The sequence below is a fragment of the Micromonospora sp. NBRC 110038 genome (assembly GCF_020884815.1).
Lineage (GTDB): Bacteria > Actinomycetota > Actinomycetes > Mycobacteriales > Micromonosporaceae > Micromonospora > Micromonospora haikouensis.
Map to the genome: position 1 here is coordinate 578,613 of NZ_BBOL01000001.1, position 19,921 is coordinate 598,533.

General features: G+C 74.9%; 20 protein-coding genes. 15 read left to right on the plus strand and 5 right to left on the minus strand.

Annotation, left to right across the window (positions count from 1 at the left end; translation table 11 throughout):
• Positions 1-3: 3 nt before the first annotated feature.
• The 3 genes from LPU61_RS02480 to LPU61_RS02490 are packed head-to-tail and all read right to left on the minus strand — an operon-like array spanning position 4 to position 1,172.
• A complete protein-coding gene (locus LPU61_RS02480) occupies positions 4-408 on the minus strand; it encodes a PLD nuclease N-terminal domain-containing protein (RefSeq protein WP_043962228.1) in 405 nt (134 codons plus the stop codon).
• Between the two features lie 27 nt (positions 409-435).
• A complete protein-coding gene (locus LPU61_RS02485) occupies positions 436-753 on the minus strand; it encodes a DUF202 domain-containing protein (RefSeq protein ID WP_043962229.1) in 318 nt (105 codons plus the stop codon).
• Positions 750-1,172 (minus strand): YidH family protein, encoded by a 423-nt coding sequence (locus LPU61_RS02490; RefSeq protein ID WP_255704076.1) that lies wholly within the window; start codon positions 1,170-1,172, stop codon positions 750-752. Before LPU61_RS02490 ends, LPU61_RS02485 begins: the two co-directional genes overlap by 4 nt.
• Before the next feature lie 11 nt (positions 1,173-1,183).
• On the opposite strand from LPU61_RS02490, the gene LPU61_RS02495 reads away from it, so the two are divergent.
• From LPU61_RS02495 to LPU61_RS02510, 4 genes are all read left to right on the plus strand, one after another.
• The gene (locus LPU61_RS02495) at positions 1,184-1,981 is read left to right on the plus strand and encodes a GNAT family N-acetyltransferase (RefSeq protein ID WP_043962231.1); all 798 of its coding nucleotides are present in this window, start codon (positions 1,184-1,186) and stop codon (positions 1,979-1,981) included.
• Positions 1,978-2,391: a hypothetical protein gene (locus LPU61_RS02500; RefSeq protein ID WP_043962232.1), complete on the plus strand. Its 414-nt coding sequence runs from the start codon at positions 1,978-1,980 to the stop codon at positions 2,389-2,391. Before LPU61_RS02495 ends, LPU61_RS02500 begins: the two co-directional genes overlap by 4 nt.
• A 212-nt stretch (positions 2,392-2,603) precedes the next feature.
• Positions 2,604-3,383: an electron transfer flavoprotein subunit beta/FixA family protein gene (locus LPU61_RS02505; protein WP_043962233.1), complete on the plus strand. Its 780-nt coding sequence runs from the start codon at positions 2,604-2,606 to the stop codon at positions 3,381-3,383.
• Positions 3,384-3,395: 12 nt separating this feature from the next.
• A complete protein-coding gene (locus tag LPU61_RS02510; protein ID WP_043964114.1) occupies positions 3,396-4,355 on the plus strand; it encodes an electron transfer flavoprotein subunit alpha/FixB family protein in 960 nt (319 codons plus the stop codon).
• A 124-nt stretch (positions 4,356-4,479) separates the two neighbouring features.
• On the opposite strand, the gene LPU61_RS02515 is transcribed toward LPU61_RS02510, so the two are convergent.
• Together LPU61_RS02515 and LPU61_RS02520 are read right to left on the minus strand one after the other, a co-directional pair.
• Positions 4,480-5,259, minus strand: coding sequence for an anti-sigma factor (locus LPU61_RS02515; RefSeq protein ID WP_229403953.1), 780 nt, complete (start codon positions 5,257-5,259; stop codon positions 4,480-4,482).
• Positions 5,213-5,869 (minus strand): RNA polymerase sigma factor, encoded by a 657-nt coding sequence (locus LPU61_RS02520; protein WP_176734048.1) that lies wholly within the window; start codon positions 5,867-5,869, stop codon positions 5,213-5,215. The genes LPU61_RS02515 and LPU61_RS02520 overlap by 47 nt, the downstream gene beginning before the upstream one ends.
• 188 nt (positions 5,870-6,057) lie before the next feature.
• Between LPU61_RS02520 and LPU61_RS02525 the strand changes: the two genes are divergently transcribed.
• The 11 genes from LPU61_RS02525 to gatA all read left to right on the plus strand — a co-directional run bounded on the left by LPU61_RS02525 (position 6,058) and on the right by gatA (position 19,915).
• Positions 6,058-6,891: a DUF4397 domain-containing protein gene (locus LPU61_RS02525; protein ID WP_043964116.1), complete on the plus strand. Its 834-nt coding sequence runs from the start codon at positions 6,058-6,060 to the stop codon at positions 6,889-6,891.
• A complete protein-coding gene (locus tag LPU61_RS02530) occupies positions 6,888-7,553 on the plus strand; it encodes a class F sortase (protein WP_229403954.1) in 666 nt (221 codons plus the stop codon). The genes LPU61_RS02525 and LPU61_RS02530 overlap by 4 nt, the downstream gene beginning before the upstream one ends.
• A gap of 89 nt (positions 7,554-7,642) precedes the next feature.
• On the plus strand, positions 7,643-8,818 hold the full coding sequence (locus LPU61_RS02535; protein ID WP_043962237.1) for a cysteine desulfurase family protein: 1,176 nt from the start codon (positions 7,643-7,645) through the stop codon (positions 8,816-8,818).
• Positions 8,819-8,848: 30 nt separating this feature from the next.
• On the plus strand, positions 8,849-9,922 hold the full coding sequence (mnmA, locus tag LPU61_RS02540; RefSeq protein ID WP_229403955.1) for a tRNA 2-thiouridine(34) synthase MnmA: 1,074 nt from the start codon (positions 8,849-8,851) through the stop codon (positions 9,920-9,922).
• 96 nt (positions 9,923-10,018) lie between these two features.
• Positions 10,019-11,023, plus strand: coding sequence for a methionine synthase (locus tag LPU61_RS02545; RefSeq protein ID WP_229403956.1), 1,005 nt, complete (start codon positions 10,019-10,021; stop codon positions 11,021-11,023).
• A gap of 36 nt (positions 11,024-11,059) precedes the next feature.
• Positions 11,060-11,428: a VOC family protein gene (locus tag LPU61_RS02550; RefSeq protein WP_229403957.1), complete on the plus strand. Its 369-nt coding sequence runs from the start codon at positions 11,060-11,062 to the stop codon at positions 11,426-11,428.
• 48 nt (positions 11,429-11,476) lie between these two features.
• Positions 11,477-12,490, plus strand: a complete 1,014-nt coding sequence (locus LPU61_RS02555; RefSeq protein ID WP_043962242.1) for an ADP-ribosylglycohydrolase family protein — start codon at positions 11,477-11,479, stop codon at positions 12,488-12,490.
• Positions 12,491-13,273: 783 nt separating this feature from the next.
• Positions 13,274-15,409, plus strand: coding sequence for an NAD-dependent DNA ligase LigA (gene ligA / locus LPU61_RS02560; protein ID WP_229403958.1), 2,136 nt, complete (start codon positions 13,274-13,276; stop codon positions 15,407-15,409).
• 180 nt (positions 15,410-15,589) lie between these two features.
• Positions 15,590-17,989: a bifunctional diguanylate cyclase/phosphodiesterase gene (locus LPU61_RS02565; RefSeq protein ID WP_043962243.1), complete on the plus strand. Its 2,400-nt coding sequence runs from the start codon at positions 15,590-15,592 to the stop codon at positions 17,987-17,989.
• Positions 17,990-18,137: 148 nt separating this feature from the next.
• Complete coding sequence (gene gatC / locus LPU61_RS02570; RefSeq protein ID WP_007075103.1) at positions 18,138-18,443, plus strand: Asp-tRNA(Asn)/Glu-tRNA(Gln) amidotransferase subunit GatC; 306 nt, start codon at positions 18,138-18,140, stop codon at positions 18,441-18,443.
• Positions 18,440-19,915 carry an Asp-tRNA(Asn)/Glu-tRNA(Gln) amidotransferase subunit GatA gene (gene gatA / locus LPU61_RS02575; RefSeq protein WP_043962245.1) on the plus strand — a complete coding sequence of 492 codons (1,476 nt, stop codon included), beginning with the start codon at positions 18,440-18,442 and terminating at the stop codon, positions 19,913-19,915. Before gatC ends, gatA begins: the two co-directional genes overlap by 4 nt.
• The last annotated feature ends 6 nt before the right edge of the window (positions 19,916-19,921 follow it).

Here is a 19,921-nt window from a genome sequence, read left to right on the forward strand (position 1 = left end):
CGGTCACACCTCGGGGCGGTTCTCCTCCCGGGGCGGGTCGCCCTCGCGGCGGCGCAGGTCGTCCTCGCGCTTGCGCAGGTCCTCCTCCCAGCGGCGGAACAGCTCGGCGTCCTGCCGCCGGGTGCGTTCGGCCAGGGAGTCGAGGAACTCCGGGTCGTCGTCCGGGGCGAGCGGCCGGCGCGGGCCGCCGGGGGCCGACCGGGTCGCGCCCGGCCCTGGGGCAGGGCGCTGCCGGCCGGCGATGAACCAGGCGATCGAGCCGACCAGCGGGAAGAACAGGATGATCAGCACCCAGGCGATCCGGGGCAGCCCACGGATCGCCCCCTCCTCGGCGGAGAGGCAGCTGATCAGCGCGCACACCGCGAGCGCGATCTGGACCAGGAAGAGCAGGACGTACAGGCGGGCCATCTCCCCATCATGGCGCACCCGCGCCCGTCACCCCAGTCCGCGCAGGACCAGCAGCACGCCCAGCGTGGCCTGCCACGCGGCGGCGAGGGCCAGCGCCGGCATGGTGCGGGAGGTGGCGCGCACCGGGCCCGACCCGACGGCCCGGCCCCAGCACAGGGCGAGGGCCGCCGCCCAGCCGGCGACCGCCGCGCCGGCCAGCACCGCCCCGGTGGCGTCCCCGGTGAGCGCCAGCCGGACGGTCAGCACGGTGACGGCGGTGAGCGCGAGCAGGCTGCGCCGCCAGGCCAGGCGGGTGCGTTCGGGTTGCAGCCCCGGGTCGCCGGCCGGGCCCGGCCCGACCGTCACCGGCCGCCGATCGCGCGGGCCAGCACCGCGATGACCAGCAGCACCGCGCCCAGCCCCACGGCGAGGGCGAGCACGGCGGGGAAGCGGGACGCCGGCAGTTCCTCGCCGAGCCGGATGGCGCGTTCGGTGCGGGCCCAGTGGTCCACGGCCCGCACGGCGACGGTGCCGCCGAGCAGCAGCAGCGCGACGGCGATCGCCTCGCGCAGGTGCGCCAGCGGCAGCGGCGGAAGGAACTGGGCGGCGGCCAGCCCGCCGGCCACCAGGGCCAGCCCGGTGCGCAGCCAGGCCAGGAACGTCCGCTCGTTGGCCAGGGAGAAGCGGTAGTCGGGCGTGCTGCCCACCGACCGCAGCTCCCGCGGGTCGAACCACCGCCGTACCGTCTCCCACACGCAGCCGATTATCCGCTTTGTCCAGGGCATAGGTTGGACGGGTGACTGATCTTGATGCGACCACGCTGCGCGAGGCGTACGACAACCAGCTCAAGGCGTGGGCCCCGGACCCGCTGCCGGAGGGCGTGACGGTGGAGCGGGACGGGCCGCTGGTGCGCGTCCTCGGCCTGGACCACGGGGGCTTCCTGACGTACCGCGACCTGGGTGGCCTGACCGGGGCGGCGCTGGACGCGCTGATCGCCCGCCAGGTGGAGTTGTTCCGGGCCCGGGGCGAGTCGGTGGAGTGGAAGCTGCACGGCCACGACGAGCCCGCCGACCTGCCGGACCGGCTGCGGGCCGCCGGGTTCGTGCCGCAGGAGCGGGAGACCGTCGTGATCGGCCCGGTCGCGCCGCTGGCGGCCACGCTCCCGGTGGCCCCCGAGGGGGTACGCCTGCGTGAGGTCACGGCCCGCGCCGACCTGGACCGGATCATGGCCATGGAGGAGGAGGTCTGGGGCGAGAGCCGGGATCACCTCGCCGACGGGCTGGAGAAGGAGATCGCGGCCGACCCGCAGTCGATCACGGTGGTGGTCGCCGAGGCGGGGGAGACGGTGGTCAGCGCCGGCTGGGTGCGCTACGTGGCGGGCACCGGCTTCGCGACGCTGTGGGGCGGCTCGACGCTCGCGCAGTGGCGACGCCGGGGCATCTACCGGGCGCTGGTCGGCTACCGGGCGCGGCTCGCCGCCCAGCGGGGCCGGACCCTGCTGCAGGTGGACGCCTCCGAGGACAGCCGGCCGATCCTGCAGCGGTTGGGTCTCGTCCCGGTCACCACCACCACGCCCTACATCTACACTCCGTGACCATGAGCCAGCCGCTGACGGACGAGGAACGACTCACCCTGAAGACGGGCGCGTTCGGCGCGGTCTTCCTGGTGTCGAACGCCGACCCGGGCATGTTCGCGATGCTGCGGGAGAGCTTCGCCGCGTCCGGGGCGATGGCGGGGGCGAGCGGCCCGGTGAAGGAGGCGCTGACGACCGGCCCGCTGCCGAGGCTGCCCCGGGACTCGGCCCTGGAGGTCGAGGCGGTGGTGCTGCCGGCGCTGGGCCGGGCGGTGGAGATCCTGCGCGCGAAGTCGCCGGGGGACGTGGCGGCGTACCGGTCGCTGGTGCTGGCCGCCGCCGACCAGGTGGCGCGGGCGCACCGGGGGGTGACGCCGGCCGAGGCCGAGGTGATCGACCGGATCCGGGGCGCGCTGGCCGAGCCGGCCTGAGTCCGCGCGTGTCCGGTGCGCCCCGGAGGCCGGGCGCGCGGTGAGCTGTGTCACCCTGAGGCCCCCGGGAGCCGATGCTACTTGTGGGTAACATTGGCGCGTGGGCAAGTGCACAGCAGTCCGTGGTTGACCGATCGTTAAGTTTCGCGGGAGGCTGCGCCCGTGACCTGGCGAGGGATCGCCACACCAACAGGAGGGGTCGTCGAAGCGCGATGAACATCGTCGTACTCGTCAAGCAGGTGCCCGATTCGGGCGCGGACCGCAACCTGCGTCCTGACGACAACACCGTCGACCGCGGTTCGGCGAACAACGTCATCAACGAGATGGACGAGTACGCCATCGAGGAGGCGTTGAAGATCAAGGAGGCGCACGGCGGCGAGGTGACCGTCCTGACCATGGGTCCGGACCGGGCGACCGAGTCGATCCGCAAGGCGCTGTCGATGGGGCCGGACGCCGCCGTGCACGTCGTCGACGACGCCCTGCACGGGTCCTGCGCCGTGGCCACCTCGAAGGTGCTCGCCGCCGCCCTCGGTCAACTCAACGCCGACCTGGTGATCTGCGGCGCCGAGTCGACCGACGGCCGGGTCCAGGTCATGCCGCACATGATCGCCGAGCGCCTGGGCGTCGCCGCGCTGACCGGCGCGCGCAAGCTCACCGTCGACGGCTCCACCCTGACCGTCGAGCGGCAGACCGAGGAGGGCTACGAGGTGGTCACCGCCTCGACCCCGGCCGTCGTCTCCGTCTGGGACACCATCAACGAGCCGCGCTACCCGTCCTTCAAGGGCATCATGGCCGCCAAGAAGAAGCCGGTGCGGACCCTGTCCCTGGCCGACCTCGGCGTCGCCCCGGCCGAGGTGGGCTTCGACGGCGCGACCAGCACCGTGCTGGAGCACAGCAAGCGCCCGCCGCGCTCCGGCGGCGCGAAGGTCACCGACGAGGGCTCCGGCGGCGCGCAGCTGGTCGAGTTCCTCGCCACCGAGAAGTTCGTGTGAGGGGTGCAGGTCATGTCTGAGGTTCTCGTCGTCGTCGAAGCCACCCGCGAGTTCGGCGTCAAGAAGGTCACCCTGGAGATGCTCACCCTCGCCCGCGAGCTGGGCACGCCCAGCGCGGTCGTGCTCGGCGGTCCCGGCGCGGCCGAGGCGCTGAGCGCGAAGCTGGGCGAGTACGGCGCGGAGAAGATCTACGCCGCCGAGAGCGAGGAGATCGACGGCTACCTGGTGGCCCCGAAGGCCACCGTGCTGGCCGACCTCGTCAAGCGGGTGCAGCCGGCCGCCGTCCTGCTCGCCTCCGCCCAGGAGGGCAAGGAGATCGCCGCCCGGTTGGCCGTCAAGCTGGACAACGGCATCCTGACCGACGTGGTCGCCCTCGCCGCGGACGGCACCGCCACGCAGGTCGCGTTCGCCGGCTCGACCATCGTCACGTCGAAGGTCACCCGGGGCCTGCCGCTGGTCACCGTGCGGCCGAACTCGCTCACCCCGGCCCCGGCCCCCGCCACCCCCGCCGTCGAGCAGCTCACCGTGACCGTGGGCGACGCCGACAAGCTGGCCAAGGTCGTCGACCGCGTCGCCGAGCAGAAGGGCTCCCGCCCCGAGCTCACCGAGGCGTCGGTGGTCGTCTCCGGTGGCCGTGGTGTCGGCAACGCGGACAACTTCAAGCTGGTCGAGGAGCTGGCCGACCTGCTCGGCGGGGCCGTCGGCGCGTCCCGGGCGGCCGTCGACTCCGGCTTCTACCCGCACCAGTTCCAGGTGGGCCAGACGGGCAAGACGGTCTCCCCGCAGCTCTACGTCGCGCTGGGCATCTCCGGCGCGATCCAGCACCGGGCCGGCATGCAGACCTCGAAGACCATCGTCGCGGTGAACAAGGACGGCGAGGCCCCGATCTTCGAGCTGGCCGACTTCGGCGTGGTCGGCGACCTGTTCAAGGTCGTGCCGCAGGCCGCCGAGGAGATCCGCAAGCGCAAGTGAGCCACCCCGGGGCGACCCGGGCGCAACGCCGAAGGGGGCCACCCGGGATCGGGTGGCCCCCTTCCGCAGTTGCCTGTCTACGGGGAGCTGATCGGCGGGCCGGGGAGCTGATCCGGCCCGCCGATCAGCCCGTCAGGGTGCCCCTCAGCAGGCTGTCGCCGGAGTGGGCGGGCTTGTTGTCGTACTGCTCGGCGGAGACGTCCACCACCGAGTAGGTCCGGAGGTCGACGTTTGGCGGCAACGGTAGCAGCGCGTCCCCCGTGCCGGCATTCAGCACGCCGACCGAGAACATCCGCATGGTCGCCGGGTCGATGAGCCAGACCTCGTAGTACCCCGGTACCGCCGGGAGATTCGCCACGTGCAGGTGCAGTTGGTTGTCGGTGAACACCCGGGCGTCGCCGCTGGCGTCGCGCGGCGTCGTCCCGTACGCGGTCAGGGACCCGCTGGCCAGCACCACGCGCTCCGGTGGCCGGGGCTCGTCGGCGGAGCCCGACAGCACGGCGAAGGTGCCCACCACGCCGACCGCGGCGGCGGCCGCCGCCGTCACCGCCGTGACCGCCCAGCGGGGCAACCGGCGACGCCGCCCACCGGCCCGGCCGGGCCGGGCCGCGCCGGTCTCCGGCGTCGGGGCGGTCGCCGGCGGCCCGGCGTCGGGGCGGTCGCCGAGCGACGGCAGCGCCTCGGCCGCCGCGACCTCCGCGACGATCCCCTGCCACACGTGCTCGGGCGGGTCGGGCAGGTCGCCCAGCCCTTGGGTGCCGGCACCGAGGCCGGCGACGTGCCGCAGGCCGTCCACCTCGGCCCGGCAGTGCGCGCAGGCGTCGAGGTGGCGGGCCTCACCGTCGTCCGCCTCGCTCTCACCGAGCGCCAGGAAGACCAGCCGGTCGTGGTCCAGGTGCTGCACCGTCCACCTCCCATCTGCGTTTCAGGCTCGCCATACCTCGCCGGATGTGACTCTTGACCGTCCCCAGCGGCACGCCGGTCACCGTCGCGATCTGCTGGTGCGTCAGGTCGTCGTAGAACGCCAACTCCAGCATCCGACGCTGGTCGTCGGGAAGCCGGGCCAGCTCGTCGGCCACCACCAGCCGGTCGACGACCGTGTCCGGGTCCGGGCCGGTCGGGGCCGGATCGGGCAGTTGCCGCACCGTCTCCACCACGCGGTTCTCCCGCGCGGAGGCGCGCAGCCGGTCGACGACCTTGCGCCGGCCGATGCCGAGCAGCCAGCCGATCAGCGACCCCCGGGACGGATCGAAGGTGTCCCGCCCCAGCCAGGCCGCGACGAAGGTCGCCTGGGTCACGTCCTCCGCGTCGCTGCGGTTGGCCAGCGTGCTGGTGGCCAGGTGCAGCACCGCCCGGCCGTACCGGTCGTACGCCTGGCGCAGGGCGGCCTCGTCACCCGCGCGGAACCGCTCGGCGAGGTCGTCCTGGGGTGGTGGCTCGGGTTCCTGTTGCACCGCTGTCACCGGGCGGTTCGCCTTCCGTGGAGCATGCCCGACTGTAACCCCCGCCGTCATCGCCCCACCTTCGCGCCTCGTGCGTCCGCACCTGTCTCACCTGCTCTTCGCTGCCGAGGGCCCCCGTGGATGCGCCCGCCGGAAAGAAAAAGAAGTCGCCGGAGGGCGCATCCGGGGCGGCGGGAGCCGGCGTAACCCGTTCTGCAAGCCAGGCCTGACGAACCAGCACGAACCACCAGGAGGCAGACATGCAGCTCTCGTACTTCCGTCGGGTCGCCGCGGGCGGCGCGGTCGCCGCGCTGACCTTCGCCGGCGCCGGTGCCCTCACCGCCACGCCGGCCTACGCCGCCACCAGCAAGGTCTCCGTCGTGCACGGCATCCCGGACACCCCCGTCGACGTGTACGTCAACGGCAAGAAGACCCTCGACAACTTCAAGCCCGGCGACGTGGCCGGCCCGCTCGACCTGGAGCAGGGCGCGTACGACATCGCCCTGACCAAGCCCGGCGAGGCGCTCGACAAGGCGATCCTCACCGTCGACGACGCCGAGGTGCCGGGCGGGGCGAACATCAGCCTCGCCGCGCACCTCGACGAGGCCGGCAAGCCCAAGATCACGCCGTTCGCCAACGACACCGCCAAGGTCGACGCCGGCAAGGCCCGGCTGATCGTCCGGCACACCGCCGCCGCCCCGGCCGTGGACGTGCGGGCCGGCGGAAAGCCCGTCTTCGAGGACCTGACCAACCCGAACGAGGCGAAGGCCGACGTCGACGCCGGCACCGTCTCCGCCGACGTGGTGCTCGCCGGCACCGACACCGTGGCGATCGGCCCCGCCGACCTGGACCTGAAGGAGGGCACCGCCACCATCGTCTACGCGATCGGCTCGGCCGAGGCCAAGAACCTCGACCTGGTCGCGCAGACCATCACCGGCCTGCACTCCGCCCCGGGCGGCGTGCCCAGCGGCACCGGCGGCCAGGCCGGCACCGGCGTGCAGACCTGGTGGTACGTGCTGGCCGGTGCCGGCGTCCTGCTGCTGGTCGGCGGCGGCGCGCGGGTGGCCGCCACGGCCCGGACGTCCCGCCGGTGACGGTGCGCAACCGCGGCGCGCTGGCGGCGATGGCCGCCGGCGCTGCCGCGCTCACCGTCGCCGCCGTGGTCGCCTGCGGCTCGCAGCCCGCCGAGGACGTCGGCGCGGACGACGCGGCGGCCCTGGCCGTGGCCACCCCGTCGCCGGGCGCGAGCGCCCCCGGCGGCCCGTCGGTGCCGGTCACGGCCGGCGAGCTGCCCTCCGGCGACGCGACCGTGCCGCCGGTGCGGCTGCGCATCCCGGCGATCGACGTCACCGCCCGCGTCGACCCGGTCGGGGTCAACCCGCGCACCGACGAGTTCGAGGTCCCGCCCAGCGTGGACCGGATCGGCTGGTACCGGTACGGCCCCGGCCTGTCCGCCGACGCCGGGTCGGTGGTGATCGCCGGCCACGTGGACAGCGCCGAACAGGGCAAGGGGGCGTTCTTCCGGCTGCGGGAGCTGGACCGGGGCGACACCGTCACCGCCACCGGCGGCGACGGGACGACGCGCGAGTACCGGGTCGTCGCCCGCGAGGAGTACGCCAAGACGAAGATCCCGCTGGACCGGTACTTCGCCCGCGACGGCAGCCCCCGGCTCACCCTGATCACCTGCGGCGGCCCGTTCGACCCGCAGACCCGCCGATACCGGGACAACATCGTCGTCACCGCCGTCCCGGTGTGAGCGGTCACGCCCCGGGGTCTTGCCGCCCCGGGGCGCGGGTGACCTCCGGAGTCGGGCCGGCGCGAGGCCGGTCAGTAGGCTGAACGGCGATGGCATACCTGGATCACGCGGCGACGACTCCGATGCTCGACGAGGCACTGGAGGCGTACGTGGCCGCCGCTCGCGAGGTCGGCAACGCGTCGTCACTGCACGCGGCGGGCCGGCGCGCCCGCCGTCGGGTGGAGGAGTCCCGCGAGCGGGTGGCCGCCGCGCTGGGCGCCCGCCCCTCCGAGGTGATCTTCACCGGCGGCGGGACGGAGAGCGACAACCTGGCGGTCAAGGGCATCTTCTGGGCCCGCCGGGCCGCCTCCCCGGCCCGCCGCCGGGTGGTCTCCAGCGCCGTCGAGCACCACGCCGTCCTCGACACCGTCGACTGGCTGGCCGAGCGCGAGGGCGCCGAGGTGGGCTGGCTGCCGGTGGACGCCGCCGGCCGGCTCGACCCGGAGGCGCTGCGCGCCGAGCTGGCCGACCACGGCGACGCCGTCGCCATGGTCACCGCGATGTGGGCCAACAACGAGGTCGGCACCCTCCAGCCGGTGGCCGCGCTGGCCGCCGTCGCCGCCGAGCACGGGGTGCCGTTCCACACCGACGCGATCCAGGCGGTCGGCCAGGTGCCCGTCGACTTCGCCGCCAGCGGCGTCTCCGCGCTGACGGTCACCGGGCACAAGCTCGGCGGCCCGGCGGGGGTGGGCGCGCTGCTGCTCGCCCGCGACGTCGCGGCCACCCCGCTGCTGCACGGCGGCGGCCAGGAACGCGACGTGCGCTCCGGCACCCTCGACACCGCCGGCATCGTCGCCTTCGCGGTCGCCGTCGAGGCGGCGGTGAAGGGCCAGCAGGAGTACGCGGCCCGCGTCGCCGCCCTCCGTGACGACCTCGTGCGGCGGGTCCGGCACGCCGTACCCGAGGTGGTCTTCAACGGCGACCCCGACGACCGGCTGCCCGGCAACGCGCACTTCTCCTTCCCCGGCTGCGAGGGCGACGCGCTGCTGCTGCTGCTCGACGCCCAGGGCATCGCCTGCTCCACCGGCTCGGCCTGCTCGGCCGGGGTGGCCCAGCCCTCCCACGTGCTGATCGCGATGGGCGCCGACGACGACCGGGCCCGCTCCTCGCTGCGCTTCACCCTCGGCCACACCAGCGGCCAGGCCGACGTCGACGCGCTCGTGGCGGCCCTGCCGGCGGCGGTGGAGCGGGCCCGCCGCGCCGCCGCCCTGCGCGCTCCCCGGTAGGCTCGAAGCCGGGGAAGGGAGCGTGACGCGGTGAGGGTGTTGGCGGCCATGTCCGGCGGGGTCGACTCCGCCGTGGCGGCGGCGCGGGCCGTGGAGGCCGGGCACGACGTCACCGGCGTGCACCTGGCGCTGGCCCGCAACCCGCAGACGTACCGCACGGGGGCGCGCGGGTGCTGCACGCTGGAGGACTCGCGGGACGCCCGCCGCGCCGCAGACGTGCTCGGCATCCCGTTCTACGTGTGGGACATGGCCGACCGGTTCCACGCCGACGTGGTCGACGACTTCGTCGCCGAGTACGCGGCCGGCCGCACCCCGAACCCCTGCCTGCGCTGCAACGAGAAGATCAAGTTCGCGGCGGTGCTGGACCGGGCCGTGGCGCTGGGCTTCGACGCGGTGGTCACCGGCCACCACGCCCGGCTCGGCCCCGACGGGCTGCTGCGCCGCAGCGTCGACGCGGCCAAGGACCAGTCGTACGTGCTCGCGGTGCTGACCCGCGCCCAGCTCGACCGGTCGGTCTTCCCGCTCGGCGACTCGACCAAGGCCCAGGTCCGCGAGGAGGCGGCCCGGCGCGGCCTCGCCGTCGCCGACAAGCCCGACTCGCACGACATCTGCTTCATCGCCGACGGCGACACCCGGGGCTTCCTCGCCGGCCGGCTCGGCGAGGCGCCGGGCCAGGTGGTCGACGCGCTCACCGGCGCGGTGGTCGGCAGCCACACCGGCGCGTACGCGTACACGGTGGGGCAGCGCCGGGGCCTGCACCTGGACCGGCCCGCCCCCGACGGCCGCCCCCGCTACGTGCTCTCCATCACCCCGAAGACCAACACCGTCACCGTGGGGCCGGCCGAGGCGCTGGAGGTCTCCACGGTGCGCGCCGAGCGTCCCGTGTGGACCGGCGGCGAGCGCCCGGCCGGGCCGATCGAGTGCGAGGTGCAGCTGCGCGCCCACGGCGACGTGGTGCCCGCCACCGTCGAGCTGACCGGCGACACGCTGCGCGCCGAGCTGCGTCGCCCGGTGCGCGGGGTCGCCGCCGGCCAGGCCGTCGTCGCGTACCGGCCGGACCCGGCCGGCGACGTGGTGCTCGGCTCGGCCACCATCGCCGGCTGACGCGGTCCCGGCCGCGCGACCAGCGCCGCGTGCGCGCTGCCCGGCTTCGCGACCATCGCCGCGTGCCACCCGCGGCCGACCGGCTACCCTTCGCCCGTGACAGCTAGCGCGTGGCCCTGGCCCGTCGGCGCGGCGACCGGCATCGGTTCGCTGCCCGGCACCGACATCGCGGAGGCGCAGCGGATCGTCCTCGGGGAGCTGCCCGCCCTGCCCCACCTGCCCGAGCTGCCGGCGCGCGGCCCCGGGGCGGACCTGATCGGCCGCACCGGCGGCCTGCTGGTCGAGCTGCCCGTCGAGCTGTACGCGGCCCGCTGGCGGGTCGCCCCCCGCCCGGGGCGGGACCTGCGCCGGGCCCGGGACCTCATGGAACGCGACCTCGACCAGCTCGCCGAGCAGGCCGAGGAGTACGCCGGCCCGGTCAAGGTGCAGGCCACCGGCCCGTACACCCTGGCCGCCGGCATCGACCTGCCGATCGGCGGCCGGATGCTGCGCGACCCCGGCGCGGTGCGGGACCTCACCGGTTCCCTCGCCGAGGGGCTGCGCGCCCACCTCGCGGCGGTCGCCCGCCGGCTGCCCCGGGCCTCGGTGCTGCTCCAGCTCGACGAGCCGTCCCTGCCGACGGTGCTGGCCGGGCGGGTGCCCACCGAGAGCGGCTTCGGCACGTACCGGCCGGTGCCGCAGCCCGACGCGGCGGACCTGCTGCGCACGGTGGTCGAGGCCGTCGGTGTGCCGGTCGTGGTGCACTGCTGCGCGCCGGACGTGCCGCTGGAGCTGATCCGCTCGGCCGGCGCGGCCGGGGTCGCGCTCGACCTCGCCCTGGTGAAGGACCTGGACCCGCTCGGCGAGGCGATCGACGCCGGGCTCGGGCTGCTGGCCGGCGCCGCGCCGGCCACCCCGCCGCCGGGCGGTCGCGCGCCGACCTCCGCCCAGGTCGCCGACAGGGTACGCCAGCTCTGGGACCGCCTGGGCTTCCCGCGTCGCCGGCTGCCCGAGCAGGTGGTGGTCACCCCCGCCTGCGGCCTGGCCGGGGCCACGCCGCAGCACGTCCGGGCGGTGCTCGCGGCGTGCCGCGACGCCGGCCGGCGACTCGCCGAGGACTGAGGTTTCCTGTCGTACCCGGTGGGCAGGATGACGCACATGATCGGACAACTGCGCAGCACCGTGATCGACTGCCCCGATCCGCGTGCCCTCGCGGCGTTCTACGCCGAGCTGACGGGCCTGCCGGTGGCGGAGGGTGACTCCGACGGCGACGAGTGGGTGGTCCTCGGCGGCCCGGTGGGGCAACACCCCCGGCTGGCCTTCCAGCGCGCCCCCGACCTGCGCCCGCCGACCTGGCCCGACCCGGAGCGGCCGCAGCAGCTCCACCTCGACATCACCGTCACCGACGTCGAGGCGGCCGAGCGGGCGGTGCTGGCGCTGGGCGCGCGCCGGCTCGACGGCGAGGGGGAGGGGTTCCGGGTCTACGCCGACCCGGCCGGCCACCCGTTCTGCCTCTGCTGGGACTGACCCGCCCGCCTGTGTCCCGTCGCATGGCGGGGATCGCCGGGGCGCGGCATGATCACACGGGTGATCGACTCCTCGCTCCGGCGGGCCTCCGGCTCGCTGCTCGGCCTGGCCTACGGTGACGCGCTGGGCCGCCCGACCGAGTTCCTGACCGTCGCCGAGATCCACCGCCGCTACGGCCCGTCCGGCCCCCGGGAGCTGGAGGGCGACCCGGCGCTGGTCACCGACGACACCCAGATGGCGCTCGCGGTGGCCTGGGCGCTGCACGACGCGCCCGCGCTCACCCCGGCGGCGGTCGAGCCGCTGCTCCGCGAGCGCTTCCTGGCCTGGGCGGTCAGCCCCGACAACAACCGCGCGCCGGGCATGACCTGCCTGCGGGCCTGCGCCGAGCTGTCCCGGGGGGTGCGCTGGCAGGAGGCCACCGTGGCCGGCTCGAAGGGCTGCGGGGCCAACATGCGGGTCACCCCGGTCGGGCTGCTCGCCGTCGACCTGGACACCCTGGCCGGTCTTGCCCAGCTCCAGGCGGGCCTGACCCACGGCCACCCGACCGGGCTGGCCGCGAGCGAACTGACGGCGTACGCGGTCCGCCTGCTGCGCGACGGCGCGGCGCTGGCCGAGCTCCCGGCGCTGCTCACCGACCGGGCCCGGGAGCAGCGCCGGGTCTACCGGTCGGACTGGCTCGGCGACCTGTGGCAGCGTCCCGGCGTCGACTCGCCGCAGGAGTTCATCGCCCGGGGCTGGGACGAGTGCCTGGGCGCCCTGGGCCGCCTGACCACCACCCTGACCCGCCCCGACGACGGCGACGACCCGTGCCGGCGTACCGGCGAGGGGTGGGTGGCCGAGGAGGCGCTGGCGACCGCGCTGCTCTGCGCGCTGTGGCACGCCGACGACCCGGTCGGTGCGCTGGCGCGCGGCGCGACCACCGCCGGCGACTCCGACTCCATCGCGGCCCTGGCCGGCGCGTTCGTCGGCGCGGCGCACGGCCTGCCGGCCTGGCCGACCGACTGGGCCACCCGCATCGAGTACGCCGACCAGCTCGCCGCCCTCGCCGCCGGACTCGACTGACTGCTCCCCGGCCGACTGCCTCTCTCTTCGCCCCCGACGGCTCTCCCCCTGACTGCTCTCTTTCCCTGACTGCTCTCTTCCCCTGCCTCTCGACCCGCCCGCGAGCCGGCGGCGGGTCGAGGGCGGATGACTGCTGCCGGCACATAGGGAGCTGAGTCGAATACGACATCAGCGCCCTGCGAGGCAGCCCGACCACGGGTGGCGACATGCTCGACGGTGCGCCACCGGCCCGGCAGCGTTGTGGCGGTAGGGCGGTGGGGCAATGTGGTGGCGTGAACGCGCTGCTCGCGTTGTCCCGACCGATCCCAGTTGAGGCGGGTCGGGCGCAGGCTGGAGGCCGCAGGCCGACCCGCACACGCGATGCCGACTCGTTGCCGACCGGAGCGCATCGGACATAGTGCGGCGTTCCCGGGGAGACGCAGCGACAGGGCAGGCTGTGTGTCGAAGCCAGCGATGATCGTCTGCTGATTATGGAGACGGGCGTCGGCGTGTCGTCTCCATAATCAGCAGACGATCATGGCGGGGTGGGGGTGGCCTGGTGGCGGGCGGCCTGGGCGGTGGGTGGCTCGGCGGCGGGTGGACCGGTGGCGGGTGGACCGGTGGCGGGTGGACCGGTGGCGGGGGTGATGTCGTTGGTGACTCAGCTCCCTAGGCACCGCAACTGCCCATGTTCCCTCGCGTGACGCCGGCTGCTCCGCCCAGGCCGCAGATTGTCCCACCGTCCCGATACGGTGCGGGGGTAGCGTGAACAGGGAGGTCGACACGGTGTCCGAAGCCGGCAGCATGTCCGAGGAAGCCGTTCCACAGCAGGTGAGCCCGGCGCAGGAGGCGGCGGCGGGCCCCGAGCCGACCCCCGAGGCGCGGGAGCGGCACGCCACCCTCAGCCAGGAGCTGACCGAACACCAGTACCGCTACTACGTGCTGGACGCCCCCACCATCTCCGACGCCGACTTCGACCGGCAGCTGCGCGAGCTGGAGGCCCTGGAGGCCGAGTTCCCCGCCCTGCGCACCCCCGACTCGCCGACCCAGCGGGTCGGCGGCACCTTCTCCACCGACTTCACGCCGGTCACCCACGCCGAGCGGATGCTCTCGCTCGACAACGCGTTCGCCGACGAGGAGTTGGCGGCCTGGGCCGAGCGGGTGGAGCGGGACGCGGGCGGCCCGGTGCCCTACCTCTGCGAGCTCAAGGTCGACGGGCTGGCGATCAACCTCACCTACGAGAAGGGCCGGCTGGTGCGGGCCGCCACCCGGGGCGACGGGCGCACCGGCGAGGACGTCACGGCCAACGTCCGCAGCATCCGCGACGTGCCGGCGCGGCTGACGCCGTCCGACGATTTCCCCGACGTGCCCGAGTTCGTCGAGGTGCGCGGCGAGATCTACTTTCCGATCGCCGGCTTCGCCGACCTCAACGCGAGCCTCGTCGAGCAGGGCAAGGCGCCCTTCGCCAACCCGCGCAACGCCGCCGCGGGCAGCCTGCGGCAGAAGGACCCGCGGATCACGGCCTCCCGGCCGCTACGGCTGGTGGTGCACGGCATCGGTGCCCGGCGCGGCTACACCCCGATGGCGCAGTCCGAGTCGTACGCGGCGCTGCGCTCGTGGGGGCTGCCCACCAGCGACCGCTGGCGGGTCGTGCCCAACCTGGCCGGCGTCGCCGAGTTCATCGCGTACTACGCCGAGCACCGGCATGACGTCGAGCACGAGATCGACGGGGTCGTGGTCAAGGTGGACCCGGTCTCCATCCAGGGCCGGCTCGGCTCGACCAGCCGGGCCCCGCGCTGGGCGATCGCCTTCAAGTACCCGCCGGAGGAGGTCAACACCAAGCTCCTCGACATCGAGGTGGAGGTCGGGCGCACCGGCCGGGTGACCCCGCGAGCCCTGCTCGAGCCGGTCCTGGTGGCCGGCTCCACTGTCGCCTACGCCACTCTGCACAACGCCCGTGAGGTGGAGCGCAAGGGGGTGCTGATCGGCGACACGGTGGTGATCCGCAAGGCCGGCGACGTGATCCCCGAGGTGCTCGGCCCGGTGGTCGACCTGCGCCCCGCCGACGCCAAGCGGTTCGAGATGCCAGCGGACTGCCCTTCCTGCGGCACCGCCCTGCGCCCGGAGAAGGAGGCGGACGTCGACATCCGCTGCCCCAACAGCCGCAGCTGCCCCGCGCAGCTGCGCGAGCGGGTCTTCCACCTCGCGGGCCGGGGCGCGTTCGACATCGAGGTGCTCGGCTACAAGGGCGCGGCGGCGCTGCTCGACGCGCAGGTCATCACCGACGAGGGAGACCTGTTCGGGCTCGACGCCGAGCAGTTGGCCCGGTCGCCGTTCTTCGTCAACAAGGACGGCAGCCTCGGCAGCAACGCCGCCAAGCTTCTCGACAACCTCGCCGTGGCCCGGGAACGCGACCTGTGGCGGGTGCTGGTCGGGCTCTCCATCCGGCACGTCGGCCCGACCGCCGCCCAGGCCCTCGCCCGGCACTTCCGGTCGATGGCGGCGATCCAGGCCGCCAGCGAGGAGGAGCTCTCCTCGGTCGACGGCGTCGGCCCGACGATCGCGGCCAGCATCGTCGAGTGGTTCACCGTCGACTGGCACCGCGAGGTGGTCCGCAAGTGGGCCGAGGCGGGCGTACGGATGGCGGAGGAGGCCGGCGACGAGGGGCCGCGCCCGCTGGAGGGGCTCACGGTCGTGGTGACCGGCACCCTGAGCGGGTTCTCCCGCGACCAGGCCGCCGAGGCGATCCAGGTGCGGGGCGGAAAGGTGACCGGCTCGGTCTCCAAGAAGACCGGCTTCGTGGTGGTGGGCGACAACCCGGGGTCCAAGGCCGACAAGGCGGCCACCCTGAAGGTGCCGGTGCTCGACGAGGACGGCTTCCGGGTCCTGCTCGACCAGGGCCCGGACGCGGCCCGGGAGGTGGCCCAGGTCGGCGAGTGACCCGAGCGGGCCCGCAGCGGGCGGCCGCCGGTGCACCTTGACCGCACCTGGCCGCGTATACCAAGTTAGTTACGACTAGGACCGATTCGCGGCTGTCATCTCTGAAAAGCGGCACCCAGGGCGTTTCATGGTGGTCACGGCGGGCGCAGGGCCCGCCGCGACCGCTGCCCGGGAGGTGCGATGGAGGCCGCCGATCCGCGAAACTCCGTCCCGCCGGGACGCGCGACGCCCTTCTTCGGTTTCGTCGCCGCCGTCGCCGCGCTGGCGGTGCTGCTCTCCGCCGGGCCGCTGGCCGCGCTGGCGGGCCGGCTCGCCGAGCTGCCGGCGGCGTTCTGGACGATGGCGGCGCTCGCCGTCGTCTGCGACGCGCGGCCGTTCGTGCCGCCCGGGCGGCGGCAGTCGTCGGCGGTCTTCCCGTCCACCTGCTTCACCTTCGCCATCCTGCTCGGCTGGGGGCTGGGCCCCGCCGTCGCCGTGCAGACCGTGGCGGTGGTCGTCTCCGGCTGGCGGATGGGGCACGCCGCGTGGCGCTCCGGCTTCAACGCCGCCCAGTACGCCTGCGCCCTCGCCGCCGCCTCGGCGGTCACCGCCCTGGGGCCGGGGAGCATCTTCGCCGGCGGGCGGCTGCGCGCGGTCGACGTGCTGGCGGTGGGCGCGGCGACCGCCGTCTGGTTCGCGGTCAACTACGGCCTGGTCAGCACCGCCATCCGGCTGCGCTTCGCGGACCGCTGGTGGCCCGGCGTGCGGTCCGGCCTGGGGTACGAGCTGATCTCCACCGGGTCGCTGCTGCTGCTCGCCCCGGTGCTGGTGGCCGCCGCCCGGGCCAGCGCCGCGCTGATCCCGCTGGTGCTGGTGCCGCTGTTCGCGGTGTACCGGATGGCCCGGCTCGCCGCCGAGCAGGAGCATCTCGGGGCGCTCGACCCGCTCACCGGCCTGCCCAACCGCAAGGCGCTGCTGGCCGAGGTCGCCGAGCAGGTCCACCTGCACGCCGAGCGCTCCGCGCGCAACGAACCGGACGCCCAGCTCGCGCTGCTGCTGATCGACCTGGACCGGTTCAAGAACGTCAACGACGCGCTCGGCCACGCCGTCGGCGACCGCCTGCTGATCGAGGTCAGCGCCCGGCTGGCCGGCGCGGTGGGGGAGCGGGACCTGCTCGCCCGCCTCGGCGGGGACGAGTTCGCCATCGTCAGCACCGGGCTCGCCGGCGTGGACGCCGCCCGCGCCACGGCCGAGCGGCTGGTCGCCGCGCTCGCCGAGCCGGTGTCGCTGGACGGGCTGCCGCTGGACGTCGGCGGCTCCATCGGCATCGCCATGTATCCCGAACACGGCGAGGACTTCGCCACGCTGATGCGCCACGCCGACGTCGCCATGTACGACGCCAAGCACCGCAACGACACCATCGCCGTCTACGCCGCCGAGTCCGACCACAACTCGGCCGAGCGGCTGGGGCTCCTGGCCGACCTGCGGCGCGTACTCGAGGCGGGGCCGGTCGGGTCGGCGGAGCGCGACGCGCCGGTCGGCGCGCGCGGCGGCGACGGGGCCGCGCTGCCGGCGGCCCTCCCCGCGGCGGCGGGCGGGCCGGTCGACGCGGGACGGCCTGCACCCGCCGGGCCGGGCCGGTGGCGGGCCCGCCGGCACCGGCAACGCGCGGAGCCGGACCACCCCGACGACCTGATCAACCGGATCGTCACCGCCGCCGACCCGATCCGCCGGCGGGCCGCCGAGCCCGACGTCGAGCCGGGCGGGGCGGACGCCGTGGGGCCGGCGCCGCAGGCCGGGCCGGCGCGCGGCGACGCCGACGGCGCCGGTCGGATCACGATGTACTACCAGCCGCAGGTCGCCATCGCCACCGGCGAGGTCGTGGGCGTCGAGGCGCTGCTGCGCTGGCGGCATCCGCGCCGGGGCATGGTCGACCCGGAGGAGCTGATCCGGGTCGCCGAGCAGAGCGCCGTGATGCGGCTGCTCACCCGCCGGGTCGTCGACGACGTGGTGGAGCAGCTCGCGAAGTGGTCGGCGGCCGGGATCACCCTGCGGGCCGCGCTCAACGTCAGCGTCCGGGACCTGCACACCGGCGAGATCGCCGACCAGATCGCCGACCGGCTGGCCCGCTACGGCGTCCGGCCCGACCGGCTGCAACTGGAGATCACCGAGGGCGCGCTGATGGCCGACCCCCGGCGGGTGCTGGCCACCATCTCGCGGCTGCACGCCATCGGCGTGGCCATCGCGCTCGACGACTTCGGCACCGGCTACTCCAGCATGCAGCACCTGCGCCGGCTGCCGCTGTCGGAGGTCAAGGTGGACCGGTCGTTCGTGCTCGGGATGGCCGACGACGCCGACGACGCCGCGATCGTCCGGTCGATGATCGAGCTGGCCGGGGCGCTCAATCTGCGGGTCGTCGCCGAGGGCGTGGAGGACGAGCGGACGTGGCGGCTGCTGCACGCCGCCGGCTGCGACGTGGCGCAGGGCTGGTTCTACGCCCGGCCCATGCCCGCCGGGGAGCTGACCGACTGGCTGGCCCGCTACCGGCCGCTGCGGCCGGCGGCCCGCGAGGCGGAGAGCCGGCCCCCGCAGGCCCGCTGACCCCGCCGCCGCGCCGGCCGCAGGGGGAGTCGGGGACGCCCGGCCGGTGCCGGGCAATAGACTCGCTGCGGTCACCGCGTGTCATCGTCGTTGCCGGCGCGCGGCAAGCCACCGCCAGATGCAGCAGGACAGCCAGAAGGGGGCACTGATGGCCGCCATCTCCCGCGAGGAGGTCGCGCACCTGGCGCGACTGTCGCGGCTCGCCGTCACGGAGGAGGAGCTGGACACCTTCGCCGGCCAGCTCGACACGATCCTCCAGGCGGTCGCCCAGGTCGGCGAGGTCGCCGCGGCGGACATCCCGCCGACGTCCCACTCCGTGCCGTTGACCAACGTGCTGCGCGAGGACGTGGTGGTGCCCGGCCTGACCCCGGCCGAGGCCCTGTCGGGCGCGCCCGACGCCGAGGAGCAGCGGTTCCGCGTCCCGCGGATCCTGGACGAGGATGTGGCGTCATGACCGACCTGACCAAGCTGACCGCCGTCGAGATCGCCGGCCTCGTGGCCGGCGGCCAGACCTCGGCCGTCGAGGTGACCCAGGCCCATCTGGACCGCATCGCCGCCGTCGACGGCCGGGTGAACGCCTTCCTGCACGTCGACGCCGACGGCGCGCTCGCCGCCGCCCGCGCCGTCGACGAGCGCCGGGCCGCCGGTGAGGAGCTCGGCCCGCTCGCGGGCGTGCCGGTCGCCGTCAAGGACGTGCTCACCACCAAGGGCGTGCCGACCACCGTCGGGTCGAAGATCCTTCAGGGCTGGCGCCCGCCGTACGACGCGACGATCGTGCAGCGGCTGCGCGCCGCCGGCACGGTGATGCTCGGCAAGACCAACATGGACGAGTTCGCGATGGGCTCCTCCACGGAATACTCGGCGTACGGGCCGACCCGCAACCCGTGGGACACCGACCGCATCCCCGGCGGCTCCGGTGGCGGCAGCGCCGCCGCGCTCGCCGCGTACGAGGCGCCCCTGGCCATCGGCTCGGACACCGGCGGCTCGATCCGCCAGCCGGGCGCGGTCACCGGCACCGTCGGCGCGAAGCCCACCTACGGCGGCACCTCCCGCTACGGCCTGGTGGCGTTCTCCTCCTCGCTGGACACCCCCGGCCCGTGCGCGCGTACGGTGCTCGACGCGGCGCTGCTGCACGCGGCCATCGGCGGCCACGACCCGCGCGACTCCACCTCCATCCCGCAGCCGGTGCCCGACGTGGTGGCCGCCGCCCGGCTCGGCGCGACCGGCGACCTGACCGGCGTGAAGCTGGGCGTGGTCACCGAGTTCTCCGGCGAGGGCGCGGAGCCGGGCGTCGCGGCGGCGTTCCGCGACTCCGTCGACGCCCTGGCCAAGCTCGGCGCGGAGATCGTCGAGGTGTCCTGCCCCCACTTCAAGTACGCGCTGCCGGCGTACTACCTGATCGCCCCGAGCGAGTGCTCCTCGAACCTGGCCCGCTTCGACGGCGTCCGGTTCGGGCTGCGGGAGGGCGACGACGGCAACCGGTCCCTCGAAGAGGTCATGTCGCTGACCCGGGACGCCGGCTTCGGCCCCGAGGTCAAGCGCCGGATCATGCTCGGCACGTACGCCCTCTCCTCGGGCTACTACGACGCCTACTACGGGCAGGCGCAGAAGGTCCGCACCCTGATCACCCGGGACTTCACCGCCGCGTTCGAGCGGGTCGACGCGCTGATCTCCCCGACCACCCCGTTCGTGGCGTTCCCGATCGGCGCGCGCACCTCCGACCCGTACCAGATGTACCTGGCCGACCTCTACACCATCCCGACCAACCTGTACGGCGGGCCGGGCATCTCGGTGCCGTGCGGCCTCTCCGACGGGCTGCCGGTCGGCCTGCAGGTCATGGCCCCCACGATGGCCGACGACCGGATGTACCGGGTCGCCGCCGCGCTGGAGTCCGCGGTCGGCACGTTCACCCCACCGGCACTGTGAGGCAGG